Here is a 21,882-nt window from a genome sequence, read left to right on the forward strand (position 1 = left end):
CCTGCACGCATACATATGCGACGATAGTAATAAGCTATCTATAAGAATGGCCCAAGAGATAGAATCATGGGCCGCTCCATATCTCTTTCGTGTCTATACTTCAACAGCCAAATAACTGTTGACGGACTGACCGGTTTCCGGTGCCACTGTGAGGATGCGCACATGATCTCGCCCCAAGACGATACGCCGGACACGATCGTTGGAGTGCCATTCGAATACGACAGAAATATTCGCTCACTGTGTCAGGAATTGCCTGAAACGACGGGAACCACAGAATTGGCTACGCAACAACGGGAGTTCAAGATTCGTCTCGCCGACAATGCGGGCCAGCGTAGCTCAGCGAGCATGCTGATCAACAAGATGTATTCCTGGCGTGGCTATGGCAGCTCCACCTCACTCGACCGGGACCCGAACCGGATCACCCTGCTGGCTTCGGCAGGAGAGTCGACTATTGGCACAATCAGCATCAACTTCGATTCGCCGATCGGCTTGCTGGTCGACCAGCTCTATCAGGACGAAATCGACAAGCTGCGCGCACAAGGCCGCAGGATGTGCGAATTCATCAAGCTCGCGGTGGATGGCGACATCCGTTCCAAGCGCGTGCTGGCGTCGCTGTTCCACATTGCGGTGATTTACGCCCGCAATATCCGGAAATTTACCGATATCTGCATCGAGGTCAATCCGCGCCACGTGAAGTTCTACGAGCGCATGCTGAGCTTCACCCAACTGGGCGAGCAGCGCCTCAACACACGCGTGAATGCGCCCGCCGTGCTGATGGGCATCGATCTCGACTATCTGCACACGCTGGCTCGCCACTTCGGCGGGAAGCCCGAGCTGGCTTCGACCGAAAAATCCTTCTACCCATACTTCTTCTCCCCGGCAGAAGAGGAAGGGATCGCCAACCGCCTCGTTCTGCTCGACCTTCAGGCCTAAAGCATGCCGATATTCGAATACCGAGAAGCATTTTCCCGCAACCTGGGGTGGGTTACCGAAAGCGAGCAGCAAAGCCTGAGAGCCAAGCGCATCGCCATTGCCGGCATGGGGGGGGTAGGCGGCAGCCATCTGCTGACGCTGACCCGGCTGGGTATCGGCGCTTTCAATCTGTCCGACTTCGACACCTTCGATGTCGCCAACTTCAACCGGCAGGCCGGTGCGATGGTATCGACCCTGGGTAAACCGAAGGTCGACACGATGCGGGCCATGGCGCTCGACATCAATCCCGAGCTCGATATCCGCATGTTTCCCGCTGGCGTTGACGACAGCAATCTCGACCAGTTTCTCGACGGCGTCGATCTGTATGTCGACAGCCTGGATTTCTTCGCCTTCGACGCCAGGAAAAAGATGTTTGCCGCCTGCGCGGCCAAAGGCATACCGGCCGTCACCGCGGCCCCGCTCGGCATGGGCACCGCCGTGCTGAACTTCCTGCCCGGCGGCATGACGTTCGAGCAGTACTTCCGCATGGAGGGGCACGATGAATTCGAGCAGGGGCTACGCTTCCTGCTTGGCTTGGCCCCTGCCCGCCTGCACATGGGCTATCTGGTCGACCCGTCGCGCATCAACCTCGCGGAAAAGCGCGGTCCCTCGACGATCATGGCCTGCCAGCTTTGCGCGGGCATGGCGGCCACCCAGGCGCTCAAGATCCTGCTGAAGCGCGGCGACGTGGTAACGGCCCCGCACGGCCTGCACTTCGATGCCTACCGAAACAAGCTGGTACGGACGCATCTGCCCGGCGGCAACGGCAACCCCTTGCAGCGCATCAAGCTCGCGCTGGCACGGCACATGCTGAAGGCAGCGGCTCAGCCCCGCCTGTCGTACCGCTCGGCGGGTGACGGTGCCAGCGTGCTGGAACAGATTCTGGACCTGGCGCGCTGGGCGCCCAGTGGCGACAATACGCAGGTATGGCGTTTCGAAATTACCGGCGAATACCGCTTCACCATCCATACCTTCGATACGCGCGATGAGGTGGTGTACGACGTGGATGGCCGCCCGAGCCAGCTGTCTGTCGGCGCGCTGATCGAGACGCTCGACATCGCGGCCAGCCGCTTCGGCCTGGCCGTTCAATATGCGCGGCGAGGGACGGCGGAGAACGAAACGAAAAGCCAGTACGACGTCACGCTGGTACCGGCCCCCACCCGCAGCACCAGCGAGCTGTTCGACCAGTTGACGGTACGCAGCGTGCAGCGACGCCCGCTCAGCACGGCGCCGCTCGGCGCGCAGCAGAAACAAGCCCTGGAATCCGCTCTGGGCGGCCATTTTCGCGTCGAATGGATGGAAGGCTCGGCGCAACGCTGGAAAGTCGCCCGCATCCTGTTCCGCAACGCCAAGATCCGGTTGACCATGCCGGAAGCCTACAAGGTACATAAGGCGATCATCGCCTGGGATGCGCAATACAGCGAAGACCGCCTGCCCGACCAGGCCGTCGGGCTCGACCCCATCGGCCTCAAGCTGATGCGCTGGGCCATGCACAGCTGGGGCCGGGTGAAACTGCTGAACACCTATTTTGCTGGCACCTGGCTACCCCGCCTGCAGCTCGACCTGATCCCCGGCCTGGCTTGCGCCGCACACTTCATGCTGGTGGCAGAGCAGGCCCCCCGCACGGTGGACGACTATGTTGAGGCAGGGCGTGCCGTGCAGCGCTTCTGGCTCACGGCCTGCAAGCTGGGCCTGCAGTTGCAGCCCGAAATGACGCCGCTGATCTTCGCCAGCTATGTGCGCGCCAACAAGCGCTTCTCGCAGGAAGCGGGGCTGTGGGAGCAAGCCGTCAAGCTGTCGGCCAGATTATCCGCCCACGTTGGCGAGCAGACCCTGAACCGGGCGGTGTTCATGGGCCGGATCGGCGCAGGCCCCGCCGCCACGGCCCGCTCGACGCGGCTGCCGCTGAGCAAGCTGCTCGTCACGCCCACGGCCCCTCGCTGATCCATGATGTTGGACGCTCGCCGCCCCAGAATCCTGTTTGTCGCCGAAGCCGTCACGCTGGCCCATGTCGGGCGCATGCTGGCGCTCGCCGAGACCCTCGATCGCAGCCGATACGAGCCACTGGTCGCCTGTGACCCGCGTTACCGCATGGCGATCGGCACCCCCAGCGTTCCGCTGCATGATATCCACACCATTCCCAGCGAGCAGTTTTTCAACGCCCTGGATGGCGGCAAGCCGATCTACCGCAAGCAGGATCTGATCACCTACGTCGAGGAAGACCTCAAGCTGATCGAATCCTTCCGGCCGGATGTCGTCGTCGGGGATTTCCGCCTGTCGCTGGCCGCCAGCGCCCGTCTGGCCAAGGTGCCCTATATCAGCCTCACCAACGCCTACTGGAGTCCGTTTGCGGACATCCGCTATGTCGTGCCGGACATCCCTCCCACACGGATTCTGGGTGTGCGCATGGCACAAAAGCTGTTCGACCTGGTCAGGCCCCTGGCCTTTGCCCAACACGCCGCCCCGATCAACGGCATGCTGCGCCATTTCAACCAGCCGCGCCTGCCGGCTGATTTGCGCCACGCCTATACCAACGCCGATTTCACGCTCTATTCGGACATCGCGGAGCTGGTGCCGACACGGCAGCTGCCATCGCACCACCAGTTCATCGGTCCCGTCCAGTGGGCGCCCAATGTCGCAGCGCCGGCCTGGTGGGAGCGCATCCCGACCGACAAGCCAGTGGTCTACGTCAACCTGGGTAGCTCGGGGCATGGAAAATTGCTGCCGGAGGTCATGTCGGCGCTCAGCAATCTCCCCATGACGGTGGTCGGCGCAACCGCCGGCCGCGTCAAACTGGAGCGCCTGGCAGGAAACGAGTTCGTCGCCGATTTTCTGCCCGGTGATCAGGCTGTGGAGCGGGCCTCGCTGGTGATTTGCAATGGCGGCAGCCCAACCTGCTATCAGGCCCTGGCCGCCGGCAAGCCGATAATCGGCATGCCGGTGAATCTCGACCAGTACCTCAACATGTCGCTGGTGGAAAATGCCGGTGCCGGTGTCAGCTTGCGCAGCGGCAAACACTCGATTGCCAATCTGGTCGAGGCGACCACCCGCATCATCGAAACTGGGCGACAGGGCGAGCAGGCTCGCAGGCTGAGCGGGTTGATACGGCAATACGATCCCGCCCAGGCCTTCGGTACGCTGCTGACGCGCCTGACCGGTGGGTGATCATGTCTGCGGACATCCTTCAACGCGAGTGGGACTGCATCATCGTCGGCACCGGCATGGGGGGCGCCACCCTCGGCCATGCGCTGGCGCGTGCGGGTTGGCGCGTGCTGTTCTGCGAACAGGGTCGGGACACGACACGAGGCGGGCGCTCTGGCGACTATGCGGAGACTTACTTCGATCGCCCCGACTATCCGCAGGACAAGCACGGCGAGATACTGCAACAGGCCGGCCGCTGGGCCGAGTCGCTGGTCATCGAGCAGAACGGCCGCAGCCACCGCCACATGCCGTTCATCGGCTGTGGCACCGGGGGCTCCAGTGCCCTGTACGGCATGGCGCTGGAGCGATTCTTCCCCGAAGATTTCGAGCCCGCACGGCACCATCCAGGGCACAACAGCACACTCCCGGAGCGCTGGCCCATCAGTTATCGGGAGCTGCTCCCCTTCTATGCCGAGGCCGAAGCGCTATTCGACGTGCGGGGCAGCGTCGACCCGCTGAAGGCGAACCATGGCGCCAGCTCGTTCGGCACGCCGCCAGCGCTGACCCCGCTGAACCAGGAGTTGTTCGAGCACTTTCAACACAAGGGCCTGCACCCTTACCAGATCCCGCTTGCCTGCCGCCTTGTCGAGGGTTGCGCGTGCTGCCAGGGCTATCTGTGTTCAAAGGGTTGCAAGATTGACGCGGCAACAGCCTGCCTGACCCCGGCGCTGCGCGACTTTGGCGCAGCCCTGCTCGACCGTTGCACGGTCACCCGCCTTCATGCCGACACCCAACGGGTGAGTGGCGTGGAGTGCCTGCGCGACGGCGAGCGCTTTACCCTGCGGGCACCGCTCGTGATACTGGCGGCCGGTGCATTGAACACCCCTCGCATCCTGCTGCAGTCGACGAGCGAGCAATGGCCGTCCGGCGTCGCCAACCACTCGGGCCTGGTCGGCCGCAACCTGATGCATCACTACACCGACCTGTACGTGCTCACGCCGCGAGGGCGTGGCGACAACCGGATGAAGCAGATCGCCTTCAACGACCTGTACCTGTCACCCGCCGGCAAACTCGGCACGGTGCAATCGTTCGGCCGGCTACCGCCGCCTGGCATCCTGGCCGAATCGCTCAAGGCCGACATTGCCAAGAGCCGTTTCTCGGCCCTGCAACCCGTGTACGGCCTGGTCAAGCCGGGCCTCCGGCGGGCATTGGGCGGCATGGTCGAGCATAGCGTCGTGCTGGCCACGATCGTGGAAGACCTGCCCTATGCCGACAACCAGGTACGGGTTGTCGACGGGAAAATCCACATCCGTTATCGGACCCGGCCCGAGGAGCTCGGCAGAATTCAGCTGATGCGGAGCAAGATGGCCGAGCTGCTCGCCCCTTACGCCTACAAGCTGATCAAGCAGGCCGAAAACCCCGAGTTGATCGCCCATGCCTGCGGCACCTGCCGTGCCGGCGATAAGCCCGGCGACAGCGTGGTCGACCGCAACAATCGTTGCCACGACCTGCCCAATCTCTATATCGTCGACAGCGCGTTTTTCCCGTCGAGCGGCGGCACCAACCCATCCCTGACCATCGCAGCCAACGCCCTGCGGGTTGCCCGCCACCTCATCGACAACGCCCGACAGCCCTAAGGGGAGACCCACATCATGTCCAGCGAAGCTGCCACCCGCCCGACCTATCAATGCAAGATTTGCGGCTACCAGACGCAATCACCCGCTGCCAGCGAGTGCGGGCAGGCACGTGGCAATACCGAGCGTTTCAGGCAGCAGCAATTCAATCTGTGGCAATGCCCGAAGTGCCAGAGCATCCACAATGTGGACCCGGTCGATTTTCAGGACATCTACACCAACTATCCGCTCAATATGCGGCGCCTGGACGTGTTTGCCAAAGGTACGCTGGCCAATCTGCTGAAGCGGCTGCAGTTCGCCGGCCTGCGCAAGGATGCGCGGATTCTCGACATGGGCTGCGGCAACGGCCTGATGCTCGAATACCTGCGTGAACAGGGGTATGGCGATGTTCACGGCTACGACCCCTACGTGCAGGGCTACGCAACCCCGCCCACCGGCCAGCAGTTCGACTGCGTGATCGCCAATGACGTCATCGAGCATGTGCCCGACCCGCGGCAATTTGCCAAGGACTGTGCCGGCCTGGTCAAGCCTGGCGGCCTGCTGTACATCGGTACTGCAGACGTCGAGGGCGTCGACATGAGCAATCTCTCCAGTGAGCTGATGCGCTTGCACCAGCCCTTCCACCGGGTGCTGTTCAACCAGCAGAGCCTCGAAAAGATCGGCCGCGACACAGGCCTGGCCCTGCTCAAAAGCTACCGCCGATCCTACATGGACACGCTGAAGCCATTCTCGAACTATCGCTTTCTCGACGAATTCAGCAAGGCCTTGGGCCATGTGGTGGACCGATCGCTGGCGCCAGATGCGGGCAAGGTCATCCTCAAAAAGCCCAGCCTGCTGTTCTATGCCTTTTTTGGCTATTTCCTGCCCTGCGCCTATGAACCGGCGATCGTGTTGAAGAAAGCCCCAGGGCAAGGCCTCTGAAGCCCTTATGCCTGGCGGGCTGTGGCGCGATGGCAAGCCGTGTCCGCGTGTAATCGGCAGCCTTCTTCGCATATATCCCCGGCGTCAGATAATTTGACACGCCGTCAGGCTGAGCAGGCTGGTGTGCCCCCCAATCCACCTGGGCTTCGCAAGCCGATTCGGGGTTTTGCCGGGAAGATGAGGGAAAACGCCAATCAAGCCTCCTGAGCAGATGTCGGCATTCTTTACACCCAGCCCACCCGGCCTACCGAACACCCGCCAAAACAACACGCAATATCATGATTTTAATAGATGTTATACAAGTTGGCACGGCCCATGCTTATGCTTAGGGCGTACAAAGAGTTTTTCAATATCGTTAACCCGAGGAGCAAACATGAAGCTCAACAAGCTATTTGCGCTGGCGCCCATCGCCGCAGCAATGGTTGCAGGGCAGGCCCATGCAGGTGCTTATGCCCTGTCGTACAACCACATCAAAGACCTGGTCATCACCTCGTCGCCAGCATTCGCTGCTGCTGATATCCAGTCCAAGAGCACGACCCGTGCGGACTTGAACGCAGCAACCGTAAACCACACCGACAGCGGCTTCAATGCGACCGCTGACGCACTGGCTTCGCAAATCAACGTTGCCAAGGCAGAAAACGACCTGACTCCGCAAGGCAAGACTGGCGTTAACTACGCTCGTGGCGACGCACAGATCGTTTCGATTCAAACCCCGTTCCCGGGCAGCTCGACTCGTGCCTGGAACGTGGCCGAAGCCAACCTGGTAAGCACCGGCACTGCGCTGGGCCAGGCTGAAAACCAATCGCTGTCGTCGCTGCAAACCAGCTTCGTTGCGACTAACAACACGACCGTCAGCTTCGACTTCTTCGCTGATCCGTACCTGCGCGCCATCGTTGATCCGGGCTCGATGCCCCCGACACTGGCTACAGCACGTCTGGCTGTTCAGATCTCCATCGTTGACGACGCAGGCAACACCGTCTTCTCGTGGACGCCCGATGGTCAGCTGGGTACTGGCATCACCGGTGGTACAGAATCGGCCGATGACACCAGCCTGAACCGCAGCGTTTCGCGTAGCCACATTGCTACCGGCACGGCTGACTACGATCCGACTGGCGATGCTTCTGTCGGCGTGGACGTTGGTACTGGCAGCATGAAGCACTTCGCAGCCATCACCAATGCGCTGGCTAACGGCACTTACACCCTGTTCCTGTCCATGGACGAACGTGCTGACTTGCGTCTGACCGTTCCGGAACCTGGTTCGGCACTGTTGCTGGGTCTGGGTCTGGCTGGTCTGGGCCTGATTCGCCGCAAGTATGTAGGCTAATACTGGCTTGCCAGTATTGATGACGGGCAAGTGCTGATGCACTTGCCCGTTGTCTTTTTTTGTCTGCCTATCGCATGCCAGCCCGATACCAGGCCCGACGATAGACATCCCCGTGCACCTCACCGGTACGGGCCTTCGCACACAGCGTGCCAGCGCATGCCGCCTCCTGGCCCAGGCAATGCATTCGGTGTCGCAGCGGGCGGTGTTGCACCGGGATCGCCAGGCAGATTTCAAAGAAATGGCGCCAACCGAGAGGCTGGCGCCATTTTTCCGGGGAGTTGATCGGGCTAGCGCTGCAGGCTGAGCATCAGCGTCTCTGCCTCCGCCCGTTGCGGGAATGTGCCCTTGGCATCGAGTACCGGTTTCAGCACGCTCTTGGCCTTGGCCTTATCTCCCGACTTGGCCAGGACCGCCGCATAGTGATAACGCGTCTCCGGGTTATTCGGCAATTTGTCGGCTGCCGCGGTGAACACGTCCAATGCCTTGCCGACCTTGCCTTGCTCGAAATACAGCCAGCCCAGGGTGTCGGCAATGGTGCCATCTTTTGGCAGCGCCGCATAAGCCTGCTGCGCAAGCATAAGTGCGCGTGCAGGGTCCTGCTTGCGCACGAGCCAGGCGATATTGTTCTTGAGCAGCGGGTCGCCTGCAGATACCTTCAAGCCACGCTCATAGGCCGCCAATGCCTCCTTCTCGGCACCCTTGGACTGATACAGGGCGCCCAGGTAGGCGGAAGCCGCGACATCGGCCGTGTGGGCGCTGCTCCACGGCGCAAGCACGTTGATCGCCTTGTCCACGCTATTGGTGTTCTCGTACAGGCTGGCGAGTGTCATGACGGCCTGGGCCGAATTGGGGTTGCTCTTGCTCGTCTGTTCCATGATCACAATCGCGTCTGCCGGCTTGTTCTGCTGAGCCAGCGTATTGGCCTCGAGCACCGCGTAGCTGACCGTCTTCGAGTCTACCTTGCGCACGGCGCGCACGAGGCGCAAGGCATCGTCGAACTTGCGCTGTTGGCGATACACACTCGCCAGGGAGAACTTGTAGTGTAGATTGCCGGGGTCGGCCTTCAGCGCTTCTTCCAGCAGCGGGAGACTCTTGTCGAAGTCGCCCTTGTCCGCATAGGCAGTCGCCAGCATGGCCTTCGCACTGGCATCCTTCGGGCGCCCCTTGACCAAGCGCTCGAGCGTCGTGGCGGCGGCATTGACGTCACCAGCCATGGTGTAGGCCGTGCCACGGATCTTGAGCAGATCGGGATCATCGGGAAAGGCCTGGCTCGCCAGCCGGGTCGCCTCAAGCGCTTTCAGAGGCTGATTCTCACGCAGGTAGTTGCTTGCCAGCAGCACACTCGGGCCGGGACGTTCCGGATATTTGGTGACGATTTCCGCCAACAGCTGCCTGGCCTCCTGATGGCGCCCGGCACGGTCTTCGATGGCGACCCAGGTCAGCATCAGCCGCATGCTGTCCTTGCTCGCGCCGACGGCCTTTCGCAACACTTCGCGTGCCTTGTCCAACTGGCCTTCGCTTTCATAAATGCGCGCGAGATACATCGATGCAAACGAGTCGCCGGGCTGCATGGTGTAGCTCTTCTCGAACTGCGCCTTGGCGTCAGCCACTTTCCCTTCTAGCAACAAGGTCAAGCCGCGGAAAGCGTAAGGCAGCGCGCTTTTCGGCTCGGCTGCCTGCATCTTCTCCACTACCTTGAGCGCCCCGGCATGATCGCCCTTGGACAGCAGCATCCAGATGACCTGCACCTGCTCCGTGGGTGCCTTCACCATGTCCTTGATCTCGTCGATCTGGCGTGCGGCCTCGCTGTGCCGCCCCTGCGCCTCCAGCATGCGGGCCAGGCTCAGGCGGGTATGGGTAGCGTTGGCGCCGAGCGAGACGGCGCGCTCCAGCGTCTTGGCCGCTTCATCCCCCTGATTGAGCAGGGTCTGGGTCTGTGCGATGACGCCCAATACCTGTGGATCGTCTACCTTGAGCCCTTTCAGGGCGGCAACCGATTTCTCCGATGCATCCTTGTCCCCAAGTCGGGCCAGCGCCAGCGCCCTCAGCGCGGCGATATTGGTGGCGTCGGGATGCTGCGTCAGATACTGACCAAACTGCGAGGTAGCCTGCTCGTAGTGCCCTTGGGCAAAATGCGAAAACCCGAGCCACAGGATTGCCTGATCATAGTTGGGCAGAACCTTCAAGGTGGCATCGAACAGCGCCTGGGCTTCGCCATAGCGCTTTTCCTGGTATTTCATCTTCCCTTTCAGGAAAGAGCCGATCGGGTGCCCTGGCAACAGCTTGAGCGCAGCGTCGATATCGCCGGCAGCTTCCTTCGTGTGCCCCGTCTCCAGCCGCATGGCGGCACGTTCCAGATAGGCGTTCACATTGCCGGGGTAGAGGGCTAGCGCCTTGGCATAGGCCTTCTCGGCAGCATCGTACTGCTTTTCCATACGCTCGAAATTGCCGGCGGTGATCCACACGCTCTGATTCTTGGGGTCGAGTTGCTGGGCTTTTTCCAGCAGCTTGCGCGCGGCCCCGGCACCATCCTTGAGCATCACGCAGGCAGCCTGCCCCAGATAGGATTCGGCAAATTCCGGGTCTTCCGCCAAGGCCTGCTCGTACAGCTTGCAGCCCTCATCCCACTGCCCCTTGCCCTGCGTGGCTTCCGCCCGCAAGGCAAGAATCCGCGCGCGGTTCGAACGTGAGCTGGCGGGAGAGACATCCACCTCCTTCAGCAGCTTGTCGTAGCTGTATTGCTGCAGCAGCGCCCGCCCCAGCTGAGGCTTGACCGTTTCGAGGCTGATGCCGAGTTCCACCGCGCGGCGCAGCTCCTTCTCTGCCTCGGGGCCGTTGCCGATGAACAGTTGCAGCTCGCCCAGCAGCTGACGCGCTTCCGCCAGCTTAGGGTCGGCCTGCAAGGCGTTCTTGGCTTCGATCGCGGCAGCGGATACCTTGCCTTGCTGGCTCAGTTTTCTGGCTTCGGCCAGGTGATCCTGCGCCGACCCGCCACTCTTACCGCACGCGACGACACCGCCGGTGAGAGTAAGCACCAGCACCAGCCGGGCAATGGGGCGCAGAGCAAAAGGGTGACTCACATTGAACGACATGAAGGCTCCTTATTGACCAAGTTGCTTGAGTAGGGCTCGAGCTTCGGCCTCTTGGGAGAACGATGTGCCGGAAGAGTTGATCGCCTCCAATTCCTGCTTGGCCTTCTCTTTGTTGCCAGTCTTGAGATAGGCCTGGGCCAGGTGGTAGCGGATGTCGAGATTGTTCTTTTGCTGCGCGGACGCCTTCTGCAGGTTGTCGAGCGCGCTCTTGGTCTGCCCCGCATCGAGCTGGATCATCGCAACGGTGTCGAGCACCATCGGGTTCTGCGGGGCCAGCTTCAACGCCTGGTTGGCCACGTCGAGCGCACCCGGGTGCTTGAGCTGCTGGTAGGCAAAGGCCAGGTTATTGAGCACCAGCACATTGTTCGGCGACTGCTTGGAGACGGCTTCGTATTGCGCTGCGGCATCCTTGTATTTGCTGTCACGCAATTGGTCCTCGGCCAGATAGAGGCGGACGTTCAGCTCCTTCGGATGCTTGTCGATCCACTTGAGCAGCAGGCTGTCTGCCTCATCCTTCGCACCACTGGCCTTCATCGCGGCATGCAGCTTCATCGAGATGACGGCGGTGTCAGCCAGCGACAGGGCCTGGCGATACACCTTGGCCGCATCGCCGTACTGCTTGTCGGCCATGTCGATATCCCCCTCCAGCACGAGGCCCAGGGGCTGCTTCGGCTCGGCCTGCTGGGTGCTACGGGCGATGGTCAGGGCTTCCTTGCTCTGTTTGTCGCGCACATACAGCTCGACCAGCGCGATCTTGGCATCGAGGAAGTCGGGCTGATTGGCGAGCGCCTCGCGCATGCTGGAAATCCCCGCACGCGTGTCGCCCAGCATGGCCTGCAGCGTACCGAGGCGGAACAGGGCCGGGGCGAACTTGGGACGCAGCTGCACCAGCTTGGTATACGTCGCCAGCGCCTGGTTCTTGTCACCCGCAGCGAGCTGGGCCATGCCCAGATTATCCAGGGCTTCCGGGCTGTCGGCATGAGCTGCCGCGCCCTCCTGGGCATAGGCGACGGCCTTCTTGGTGTCGCCGCTGCGCATCGCGCGCTGGGTCAATGCCAGCACCGGCGGCAAGGCGGTCGGATCGGCCTTGCGGGCCTTCTCGAGCCAATTGCCAGCCTCTGCAGCGGTCTCTTTCCTGGCCGCCAGATAATCCGCCAGCGACAGCATGGCCTGCACGTTCTTCGGGTCCTTGGCCAGCAGGTTCTCGAAGCGCTTGCGGCCATCGTCGAATTTGCCGGCCTGGATATCCAGCCTGGCCAGGTTGATCGCCGCGGGCAGGTAGGTCGGTTGCAGCGCGATCGCCTTTTCCAGACTGGTGCGCGCCGCGGCAACGTCCTTCTTACCCAGGGCAACGGCAGCCTTCAGGTTGTAGGTCAGCGGGTTGTTCGGCTGCTTGGCTTCCAGCTCGGTGAGCGCCTTGCCGGCCTTGTCGAACTCCTGCCGGTTGAGCTGGGTCATGACCATCATGAGCTCGGCCTGGTAGCCGCTTCCCTCAAGCTCGGTTGCCGATTCGAGGTCGGCCAGACCGCGCTCGGCGTCGCCGCCGGCCATCTTGCTCAAGGCCAGCCGCGTCTTGGTCATTGCATCCTTGGGAGACAGCTCGGCCGCCTTGGCGTAGGCGTCGGTCGCCTTGGAATACTGCCGCTGCTGCATATAGGCCTCGCCGAGCAGCGAATACAGACCCGAGTCAGGCTTCTTCTCGACGGCCTGCTGCAGGGAGGTAATGGCCCGGTCAGCCTGGCCCTGCTTGAGCTGGCTGGCAGCCAGCAGGCGCCGCGCATAGAGGTTGTCGGGCACGGCCTCGGTCACCAGCACCAGGGAGTTCTCCGCCTGGGCATAGTTGCCCTTGGCAAACTCGATCGCCGCCGCCAGCAGATTGGTGGGCACGTGCTTCGGGGCTACTTTAAGCAACTCCTGCACCAAGGTCCGTGCCTCGTCGAACTTCTTTTCGCGGAAGGCGACCAGCGCCAGCATGTAGCGCCCAAGGGGTGTGCCCGGTGCGACGCGGTGCAGGTCTGCCAGATGCTTGCGCGCCTCTTCAAACTGTCCCTTTTCAAGTGCCAGCGAGGTCAGGCTGAGATAGGGGGCTGGCTTGCCGATATCGGCGGCGATTGCCTTCTGGTAGTAAGCAGCGGCCTGCTCGCCCTGGCCCTGCATGCGCAGCAAATCACCCTTGAGGTTGAGCGCGGCCGCATCCGTCGGCACCTTGGCCAGGGCTTCGTCCACCTGGGCCTGCGCTTTCGTCATATCTCCCTCGACCACGGCCATGCGCGCCAGGCCCAACATGGCGGGCACATGATCAGGTTTGAGCTTGAGTGCTCCTTGCAGCGCAGCCCGCGCGTCCTCTGGCTTGCGCAGGCCAAAGTAGGCGGTAGACCGCGCCACCAGCACATCCGGGTTGGTATCGGCACCGCTAACCTTGCCCGGATCGAGCGCCGCAAGCGATTCCTCGAACTTGCCCTTGGCCTGCAACCCCTTGGCCTGCAAGAGCGCGACCTGCAGCGGATCGGCCTTCAGCGCACCCGCCTTGTCCAACTCGATCTGCGCCTGGTCGACCTCGCCGCTTTCGATGTAGAGCTTGCCAAGCATCAGGCGCGCCGCCCCGCTGTCGGGCGTGTCCTGCAGCAGGCTCTTCAGCTGGATCATCGCGGTTTTTCTGTCACCTTTCGCTTCGGCCTGCTTGGCCTTGTCCAGCAGGACATCGGGTGAATCCTTGCGAGAGCAGCCGACGATGGACAACGCGGCGACAACGGCGGTTGCCACGAGCAAGCGGGAGAAGCGGCCTTCTGATTGGGCAGTCTGATGCATTGGAATATCCTAGGAAAAACGCGACACGTGGCCTGGCTTACTTCAAACCATATCGGTTCAGCAGGTCATACAGGGTGGGCCGGCTCACGCCGAGCAGATCGGCGGCCCGCGCGATATTGCCATCCACGCGGGCAATCGCCCTGACGATGGCCTTGCGCTCGGCCTCTTCGCGCACCTGCCGCAGGTTCAGCGGCTCGGGCTCGGCATCGGCTTGCGGCAGGCCCAGGTCTTCGAGCGTGATTTGTGCGCCATCGGCCATGACGACCGCACGCTTGATGCAGTTCTCCATCTCGCGCACATTGCCGGGCCAGCGATGGGTCTCGATGGCGCCCAGCGCCTCCTGCGAGAATGACAGCGGGCCCCGGCCTTCCTGCTGCCTGAACTTGTTGACGAAGGTGTGCGCCAGCAGCACGGCATCGCCATCTCGGTCACGCAAGGGCGGAATGTTGATGACGATTTCAGACAGGCGATAGTAGAGGTCCTCTCGGAACCGCCCTTCGCTGATCAGGTTGCGCAGGTTCTGGTGCGTGGCGCAGACGATCCGCACGTCCACGGGGATCTCTTCGCGCCCGCCTACCCGCTCCACCACGCGCTCCTGCAGGAAGCGCAGGAGCTTGGCCTGCAAGGGCAGCGGCAGATCGCCGATTTCATCGAGAAACAGCGTGCCGCCATCGGCGTATTCGATCTTCCCCTTGGTCTGCTTGACCGCGCCGGTGAACGCGCCCTTCTCATAGCCGAACAGCTCCGACTCCAGCAGGTTTTCGGGGATGGCGGCACAGTTGATGGCGACGAACTTGTGATCGGCGCGGGGCGCCAGCTGGTGCAGCCCGCGCGCCAGCACTTCCTTGCCCGTGCCCGATTCGCCCAGCAGCATCACCGTGGCGGACGACGGCGCCACCCGCTCGATGGTGCGGCAGATCTTCTGCATGGCGCTGTCGCGCGAGATGATGCCTTGCAGCGGCGATTCCGCCACGCGCATCTGCAGCTGGCGGTTTTCCTGCTGCAACGCATGGAGCCGGAATGCACGGTCGACCACGAGTTGCAGGATGTCCGGCTCGAAAGGCTTGAGGTAGAAGTCGTAGGCGCCATTGGCAATGGCGCGCACGGCATTTTCACGGTCCTGATTGCCGGTGACGATGATGATCTTAGTGTCAGGCGCCAGCTCCAGAATCTGTTCGAGCGTGGCGTGGCCTTCCGTCGCGCCGTCCGCGTCAGGCGGCAGACCCAGGTCGAGCGTGACGACCGGCGGCTCGTAGCGCCGGATCTGGGCCAACGCGGCTTCACGATCGCCGGCGACGATGACTTCGTAGCCATCAAAGCTCCAGCGCATCTGCTTCTGCAGGCCAGGATCGTCTTCAACGACCAGCAAGGTTCCCTTGGTTTGACTCACACGACTCTCCACTTCACTGATCAGGCTGCACTGGCAACCGGCAGGGTCACGACGAATGTCGTCCCCTTGCCCTCTTCACTCGTTACTTCGATATCGCCACCGAGCTGCTGAATATACTCGCGGCTCTCATAGGCGCCGATACCCATACCCATGCTCTTGGTCGATTCAAACGGCTTGAACAGCCGCTCGCGGACAAATTGGGCGCTCATGCCCCGCCCGGTGTCGCACACTTCGATCCGGGCCCGCCTGCCGGCGCACTCCAGCTTCACCGTGACGCGCCCGTCCGGCGGCGTCGCCTCCACCGCATTTTGTACCAGATGCCCCACCACCCGCTCCAGCCGCTCGCTGTCCGCATGCACCACCACACCCGACTGGTTGGCGGTGATCTCCGGCTGAGGCTGGGCACCGACTTTTGCTTCGACGGCCTTTGCCACCACCAACCCAAGTTCAACCAGATCGGGCTTGTCGATCGCCTGCGCGCCCTTGCGCAATTGCATCAGCAGGCGATTCATCTTGTCGATCGCATGCCCGACAGTTTCGAGCATGTCCTCCTGGAACTCGGGATTGTCCTTGTGCCTTGCCGCGTTCTTCAGCACCAGGGAGAGTTGTGCCACAACATTTTTCAGGTCGTGCACGACAAACGCCGACATGCGGTTGAAAGACTCGAACTGTCTCGCCACGATCAAGGCCTGCGCCGCCTCCAGCTGCGCGAGGAATCCGGCCGCCTGGCGGCTCGCAGTCTTGAGCAGGTCGTTCACCTCCCAGTTCAACGCCAGATTGCCGCGAAAGCGCGAGAGGATGACGAAGCCGAGCATCTTTTCATGCAGGATCAGCGGCACGATCAGCTTTGCCTGCGGCAGGATGGCCAGCCAGTCGGGCAAGGTGGCCAGCTCGGCGTAGTGGTCCTGCTGTTGTCGGTATTCGTCGACGTCGATCACCCACTGCTTCGACTCCAGGAATCGACACAACTCGCCTTCGGCGGGCTCGACCTTGTCGAGCTCGGGCATGTTCCAGCGCGCAGCGCATACGAATTCGTCCTTCTCGTTACGCAGCCACAGCTGGCCACCGGGGCTCTCCACCAGCTCGGCAATGGCGCGGATCGCGCGTTCGCGCAGATGCAGGCCAGGCTCGCCTTCAGACAGCATCCGGGTGAAACGCAACCATTCTTCACGGTAATCGTAGTGATAGTGGAAGAAATGCTTGCTGACGAAGACTTTCAAATAGGCACGGATCGTGCCCGAGAACAGGGCCAGCAACAGGGAGATCAGCGCCGCAAACAGCAGGACGGTCTGCAGCACGCCGCCCCAGCTCCCACCGAAATAACGGATGTAATAGCCAACACCAGCCATCAGCAACAGATAGAGCCCCGCAGCGAGCAAGGTGGCCGACTGGAACATCAGGCGCCGCGACAGCGTGACACCGACCTTCCAGCCGGGATTGCGCTGGCACGAGACCCAGATCATTGGCGCGGTGAGCGCAACCACAAAACCCCGCGCCTCGTATGCGCTTCGGTCGATGCCGCTGAACAGCAGGGCTTCGGCATAAAGATAGAAGTCGAATACATAGAGGCCCGCCAAGCCCAGGCACAGGAACTTGACCCCCCAGCGCTGCTCGGCCAGGGCGTTGCGGAACAGCTGTTCCAGCAGGATCAGGGCAATCACACACTGGATGATGTTGCCTGCCGCCCCGCCCAGCACGTGCAACGGCAGCCACTCGGCCAGCGCGGTATCCAGATGGGCCAGCAGTTGCGCCGTGGCCATCACCACGCACAGCAGATAGCTGCTCAGTTCGAGGTTCTTCAACCAGCGCCGATCCGCCTCGACGGCCACGCCACCGCGGAGCAGGCGGAACAGGAAATAGAACCAGCAGCCGTTGCGCACCGTCTCGATCGGAAACAGCGGCAGGTAAGGCAGGGTCATGGCGGAGATCGCCGCCCACAGGACGGTCGCCAGCATGGCGAGCTGCATGGCGCGATTCTGGCTGTTCCTGACGCCGATCAACAGCAAGCCAACTGCCAGCATGGTATAGGCTAGGCCCGCGCTGGCATAGCTGGTAACGCCAATGGTGGAGACCATGATAAGCCGCTAACGCGCGCCCTTCCCCCAGAGCACCACCTGAATCGTCTCGATCAGGATCAGCACATCAAGGAACAGGGAATGGTTCTTGACATAGTAAAGGTCGTACTGCAGCTTTTCGATCGCATCGTCGACCGTTGCGCCATAGGCGTAGCGCACCTGGGCCCACCCCGTGATACCCGGCTTCATGCAATGGCGCACCGAGTAGTAGGGAATTTCACCTTCGAGCTTCTGCACAAAGTAAGGCCGCTCCGGCCGCGGGCCAACAAAGCTCATGTCGCCCTTGAGCACATTGAGTACCTGCGGCAGCTCGTCGATGCGCAACTTGCGGATGATGCGCCCCACACGGGTGATTCGATCGTCGTTGGTCAACGCCCAGCGCGGCTTGCCGTCCTTTTCCGAATCCACCCGCATGCTGCGGAACTTGAAGATCGTGAAAACCGCATCGTTTTGTCCCACCCGCTCCTGGCTGTACAACACCGGCCCGCCATCCTCGATCTTGATCGCCAGCGCCGTCAGCAGTATGACCGGCGAGGTGATCAGCAACAGCAGCAGGCTGGACAGCAGATCGAAGGCGCGCTTCACCACATCGCGGCTTGCACTTTGATTGAAACCTTCGTTGAACACCATCCAACTGGCGTTCAAGGAATCGAGCTTGACCTGGCCGCACTCCCGCTCGAAGAAAGTGGATAGCTCCAGCACACGGACGCCCATCATGCGGCATTCGAGCAGCTCGTGTACCGGCAGATTGCCACCCCGCCGGTCGCGGATGGCGATCACGATCTCGTTGATCCCATAGCGCTGCACGGCCTCGACCAGGCTGTCCTCCTGCGGCAAGATCCGCGATGCTGCCACGGCGTGCGGCGCAGCCGCCAGCGGTGGCATATACCCCACGATATCCAGGTTACCGCCGCCAAAGCGCTGCTGAGCCACCTCGTCCACCTTGACCGCGCGGCTCCCCGTGCCGAGCACCAGCACACGCGGCTTGAACACCCCAATATTGGTCCATTTGAAGAACAGCAGGCGGACAAGCGCAACAGCCAGCATCGCCACCAAGATCGACCAGAACATCTCGCGCGCACCGAAGCGCATCGCCTCCAGCCAGTACACCAGCAGGGTCATCAGGACGCCGGCAGCAGCGAATGCGATGAACAGGCGGACGGCAATTTCCCTGATCCCACCGACGAAATCGGACTGGTACAGGCCACAGGCGGCCATGATCGTCACCATGACGATCGCGATGAACGCTGCCTTCGGGAAGATCGGCGGCAGCAGCTGATGCATGCCGATCACGCCCAGATCGCGCCAAGGCATATATTCGACAACATATATGGAAACACCGATCACCAGCAGCTCGACGAGCAACAGCGCCAACGTAGCAACCGGGATGTAGTGGTTGAAAATCCGTAACATGAGGTACTCGTCAAAGGTTGGGCGGTTTGTCGTTGCGCCCCTCAATTTGCCTACCGGCCACCGAGGCTTTCAGCGCACATGCACTCGAACCTGTCGCCTCGTCATAAATTAGACAACACTAATAATGACAATCGCATCTCACTATTCTATCAAATCCCCTTCTCATATCAATTAAAGCGTATTTCTAGCGACCCAAGGGGCAAACCGTTAAAATAGCAACATAATATTCATGAGCTGCCACCAGGCTACGTAACAGATCACGGCACCGTCAGCGCACATCCCTCATTTGATGTCTTTACCGTCCTGGCTTCCCCCCCTCTTGGCGCTCGTCACCAGTTCGGCGTGGTCCTGTTTGGCAATCTGGCTATCCAACCATACGGGGCATGGCTTGGATCACCCAAATCAGCGTTCGCTACACACCAAGCCAATCCCACGGCTAGGAGGTATCGGCATCATGCTTGGTACCGCCGTCGCATGGTGGCAGGGCAATGTTGCCGATATGGCGGCCATCGGTGGCCCTGTCTCCCTGCTAATCCTTCTGTCACTGGCCGACGACCTACGACCGCTTCCCGCCAAGGTGCGACTGGCCTGCCACCTGCTTGCGGCACTGTGGCTGCTTTCCAGCTTGGGCGGCACCGGCCGGCCTTTGGTCAACCTGATGCTCATCGTAGGTTGCGCCTGGGCCGCCAACCTCTACAATTTTATGGACGGCGCCGATGGTTTGGCCGGCGGCATGGCGGCAATCGGCTTTGGGGGCCTGGGCCTCAGCGCCTTTTTGCACGGGGATGCCAACCTGGCGCTGGCGTGCCTGGCAATCGCCGCGGCGGCGGCAGGCTTTCTCCTATTCAACCTGGCACCAGCCAGGATATTCATGGGTGACGCCGGCTCCGTCCCATTGGGCTTTCTGGCGGCGGCAATCGGTTATCTGGGATGGCAGCACGGCATCTGGCCTGGCTGGTTACCCTTCGCCATCTTTTCGCCATTTGTCGTCGATGCATCGCTCACGCTGTTTGCACGAGCGAGACGCGGGGAGCGCCTGAGCGAGGCGCATCGGGAACACTTCTACCAAAGGCTGGTCAGGATGGGCTGGTCCCATCACAGGCTCGCCGTGCAGGAATACCTGCTGATGGTGAGCGTTACGGCCTGGGCCATTGCACTGACCCGGTTGAGCCCTGCCTGGCAGTGGCTTGGCCTGGGCATGCTCGCGGCAGGCTACTCGGTCATCGTGCTATCAATCAATTCTCGTTGGAATCACCGTGCCCAAGTCTGACACCTCGCCACTCAAATCTTTCAATCTGTTGGCGCTACTGGCGTTCGGCCATGATCTGGCCGCGGCCAGCCTGGCCTGGTACATGGCATTCTGGCTCAGATTCAATCTCGAGCTGCCTCCGCCCTATTCCTCCAGTGTATGGAGCACCATGCTGCTGTCCATGGCCGTCGGTGCGGTGTCGTTCTGGAAGTTCGGCCTCTATCGCGGCATCTGGCGCTACGCCAGCCTGCCCGATCTGAGGAATATCGTGGTCACGGTGTCAGTGTCGACCATGGCAAGTTTTCTGCTGATCTTCCTGCTGCAAATCAAGCATGTTCCCCGCTCCATCGCCATCCTTTATCCCATCCTGCTGGTCTGCCTGATGGGGGGCAGCAGGGCGCTTTACCGCTCCTGGAAAGACCGGACGATGTATGACGTCAACCGCGAGCCCATCCTGATACTGGGTGCCGGTGCGGCGGCGTCAAAACTGCTCTGGGACTTGGCGCGCAATCCAAAATGGCAAGTTGTCGGGCTCTTGGATGACGACCCCAGCAAGCAGCGGCGGGAGATGTATGGCGTCAAGGTATTGGGCAATATCGGCAGTCTCGCCCACTGGAGCAAGCAGCTCGCGGTAGGGACCTGCATCATCGCCATGCCATCGGCTGACGCCACGCAGCGCCAACGCGTGCTTCGTTCCTGCGAGACAGCCGGTGTCAAGGTCCTGACGGTACCATCGCTGGACGACCTGATGCACGACCGCATTGCCATCTCGGCCATACGGGAGATCGAGATCGACGAACTGCTCGGCCGGAATCCGGTGAGCCTCGACATTGCAGGGCTGAAACACCAGATTACCGACCAGGTGGTGCTGGTCAGTGGCGCAGGGGGGTCTATCGGTTCCGAACTTTGCCGGCAGATACTGCGCTTCAAGCCAAGACGGCTCGTTCTGATCGAGCAGAGCGAATATGCGCTATACCGTATAGAACAGGAGTTCTCTGCAAACCATCCGACAGCTCTGGTGGACTATCTGGCGGGAGACGTCAAAAACAAGCAGCGTCTACAGGATATTTTCAGCCGTTTTCATCCTTCCCTCGTCTTCCATGCCGCGGCTTACAAGCATGTCCCGCTAATGGAAACCGAAAATGCCTGGGAGGCCATACAAAACAATGTCTTCGGCACCTACTGCCTGGCCATGGCCAGCCTGGAATACGACGTCGACAAGTTCGTACTGATCTCGACAGACAAAGCCGTCAACCCGACCAATGTCATGGGTGCCACCAAGCGCATGGCCGAGCTCGTATGCCAGGGCCTGCAGGGGCACCATGATACGGACTTTGTCATCGTCCGCTTTGGCAACGTCCTGGGCAGTAACGGCAGCGTCGTTCCCAAGTTCAGGGAACAGATCGAGCGTGGCGGCCCGGTAACCGTCACTCACCCCGATATCACGCGCTACTTCATGTCCATTTCGGAAGCGGCCCAACTCGTGCTGCAGGCGGGCCTGATGGGTAAGCAGGGGCAGATTTTCGTACTCGACATGGGCACGCCGATCAAGATCGTCGACTTGGCGCGGGAAATGATCCGGCTGTCCGGCTTTAGCGAAGACCAGATCGACATCGAGTTCACCGGATTACGCCCCGGTGAAAAATTGTTTGAAGAATTGCTGGCCGACGATGAACACACCCTACCCACCCCGCACCCAAAGCTGCGCATCGCCAGAGCAAGAGCGGCCGAAGCAAAATGGCTGGAGCTGGCAATCAGCTGGATCACGCAGGAACGCAAGCCGACCCAAAACGAGCTGCGAGCGACGCTGCAGGTTTTCGTCAACGAATACCAGCCAGCACCAGTACCCCACGCCTGAGCCAC

At 61.6% G+C, this 21,882-nt stretch carries 13 protein-coding genes; 8 read left to right on the forward strand and 5 right to left on the reverse strand.

Annotated elements, in window-relative coordinates:
• The first annotated feature begins 162 nt into the window (after positions 1-162).
• The 6 genes from ABWL39_RS17695 to ABWL39_RS17720 all read left to right on the forward strand — a co-directional run bounded on the left by ABWL39_RS17695 (position 163) and on the right by ABWL39_RS17720 (position 7,992).
• Entirely contained in the window at positions 163-933 is a 771-nt protein-coding gene (locus ABWL39_RS17695) for an N-acetyltransferase (protein ID WP_367794408.1), read from the forward strand.
• Between the two features lie 3 nt (positions 934-936).
• On the forward strand, positions 937-2,916 hold the full coding sequence (locus tag ABWL39_RS17700; RefSeq protein WP_367794410.1) for a ThiF family adenylyltransferase: 1,980 nt from the start codon (positions 937-939) through the stop codon (positions 2,914-2,916).
• Positions 2,917-2,919: 3 nt separating this feature from the next.
• A complete protein-coding gene (locus tag ABWL39_RS17705) occupies positions 2,920-4,137 on the forward strand; it encodes a glycosyltransferase (RefSeq protein ID WP_367794413.1) in 1,218 nt (405 codons plus the stop codon).
• Positions 4,138-4,139: 2 nt separating this feature from the next.
• Complete coding sequence (locus ABWL39_RS17710; RefSeq protein ID WP_367794416.1) at positions 4,140-5,750, forward strand: FAD-dependent oxidoreductase; 1,611 nt, start codon at positions 4,140-4,142, stop codon at positions 5,748-5,750.
• Between the two features lie 15 nt (positions 5,751-5,765).
• Entirely contained in the window at positions 5,766-6,668 is a 903-nt protein-coding gene (locus ABWL39_RS17715) for a class I SAM-dependent methyltransferase (RefSeq protein ID WP_367794419.1), read from the forward strand.
• Between the two features lie 373 nt (positions 6,669-7,041).
• Positions 7,042-7,992: an EDSAP-1 family PEP-CTERM protein gene (locus tag ABWL39_RS17720; RefSeq protein WP_367794422.1), complete on the forward strand. Its 951-nt coding sequence runs from the start codon at positions 7,042-7,044 to the stop codon at positions 7,990-7,992.
• 287 nt (positions 7,993-8,279) lie between these two features.
• Here the strand turns inward: ABWL39_RS17720 and prsT (ABWL39_RS17725) are convergent, their stop codons facing one another.
• The 5 genes from prsT (ABWL39_RS17725) to ABWL39_RS17745 are packed head-to-tail and all read right to left on the reverse strand — an operon-like array spanning position 8,280 to position 18,770.
• Positions 8,280-11,084, reverse strand: a complete 2,805-nt coding sequence (gene prsT / locus ABWL39_RS17725) for an XrtA/PEP-CTERM system TPR-repeat protein PrsT (protein ID WP_367794425.1) — start codon at positions 11,082-11,084, stop codon at positions 8,280-8,282.
• Positions 11,085-11,093: 9 nt separating this feature from the next.
• The gene (prsT, locus tag ABWL39_RS17730) at positions 11,094-13,892 is read right to left on the reverse strand and encodes an XrtA/PEP-CTERM system TPR-repeat protein PrsT (RefSeq protein WP_367794428.1); all 2,799 of its coding nucleotides are present in this window, start codon (positions 13,890-13,892) and stop codon (positions 11,094-11,096) included.
• Between the two features lie 37 nt (positions 13,893-13,929).
• Positions 13,930-15,282, reverse strand: a complete 1,353-nt coding sequence (gene prsR / locus ABWL39_RS17735; protein ID WP_367794431.1) for a PEP-CTERM-box response regulator transcription factor — start codon at positions 15,280-15,282, stop codon at positions 13,930-13,932.
• Positions 15,283-15,302: 20 nt separating this feature from the next.
• Complete coding sequence (prsK, locus tag ABWL39_RS17740; RefSeq protein ID WP_367794433.1) at positions 15,303-17,357, reverse strand: XrtA/PEP-CTERM system histidine kinase PrsK; 2,055 nt, start codon at positions 17,355-17,357, stop codon at positions 15,303-15,305.
• A 9-nt stretch (positions 17,358-17,366) separates the two neighbouring features.
• The gene (locus ABWL39_RS17745; protein ID WP_367794436.1) at positions 17,367-18,770 is read right to left on the reverse strand and encodes a TIGR03013 family XrtA/PEP-CTERM system glycosyltransferase; all 1,404 of its coding nucleotides are present in this window, start codon (positions 18,768-18,770) and stop codon (positions 17,367-17,369) included.
• 454 nt (positions 18,771-19,224) lie between these two features.
• Here ABWL39_RS17745 and ABWL39_RS17750 point away from each other — a divergent pair, with 454 nt between their 5' ends.
• Both ABWL39_RS17750 and ABWL39_RS17755 read left to right on the forward strand, forming a co-directional pair.
• Positions 19,225-20,040: a UDP-phosphate N-acetylglucosaminyl 1-phosphate transferase gene (locus ABWL39_RS17750; protein WP_367794439.1), complete on the forward strand. Its 816-nt coding sequence runs from the start codon at positions 19,225-19,227 to the stop codon at positions 20,038-20,040.
• A complete protein-coding gene (locus ABWL39_RS17755; protein WP_367794442.1) occupies positions 20,027-21,877 on the forward strand; it encodes a polysaccharide biosynthesis protein in 1,851 nt (616 codons plus the stop codon). The genes ABWL39_RS17750 and ABWL39_RS17755 overlap by 14 nt, the downstream gene beginning before the upstream one ends.
• The last annotated feature ends 5 nt before the right edge of the window (positions 21,878-21,882 follow it).

The organism is Chitinivorax sp. PXF-14 (genome assembly GCF_040812015.1).
Lineage (GTDB): Bacteria > Pseudomonadota > Gammaproteobacteria > Burkholderiales > SCOH01 > JBFNXJ01.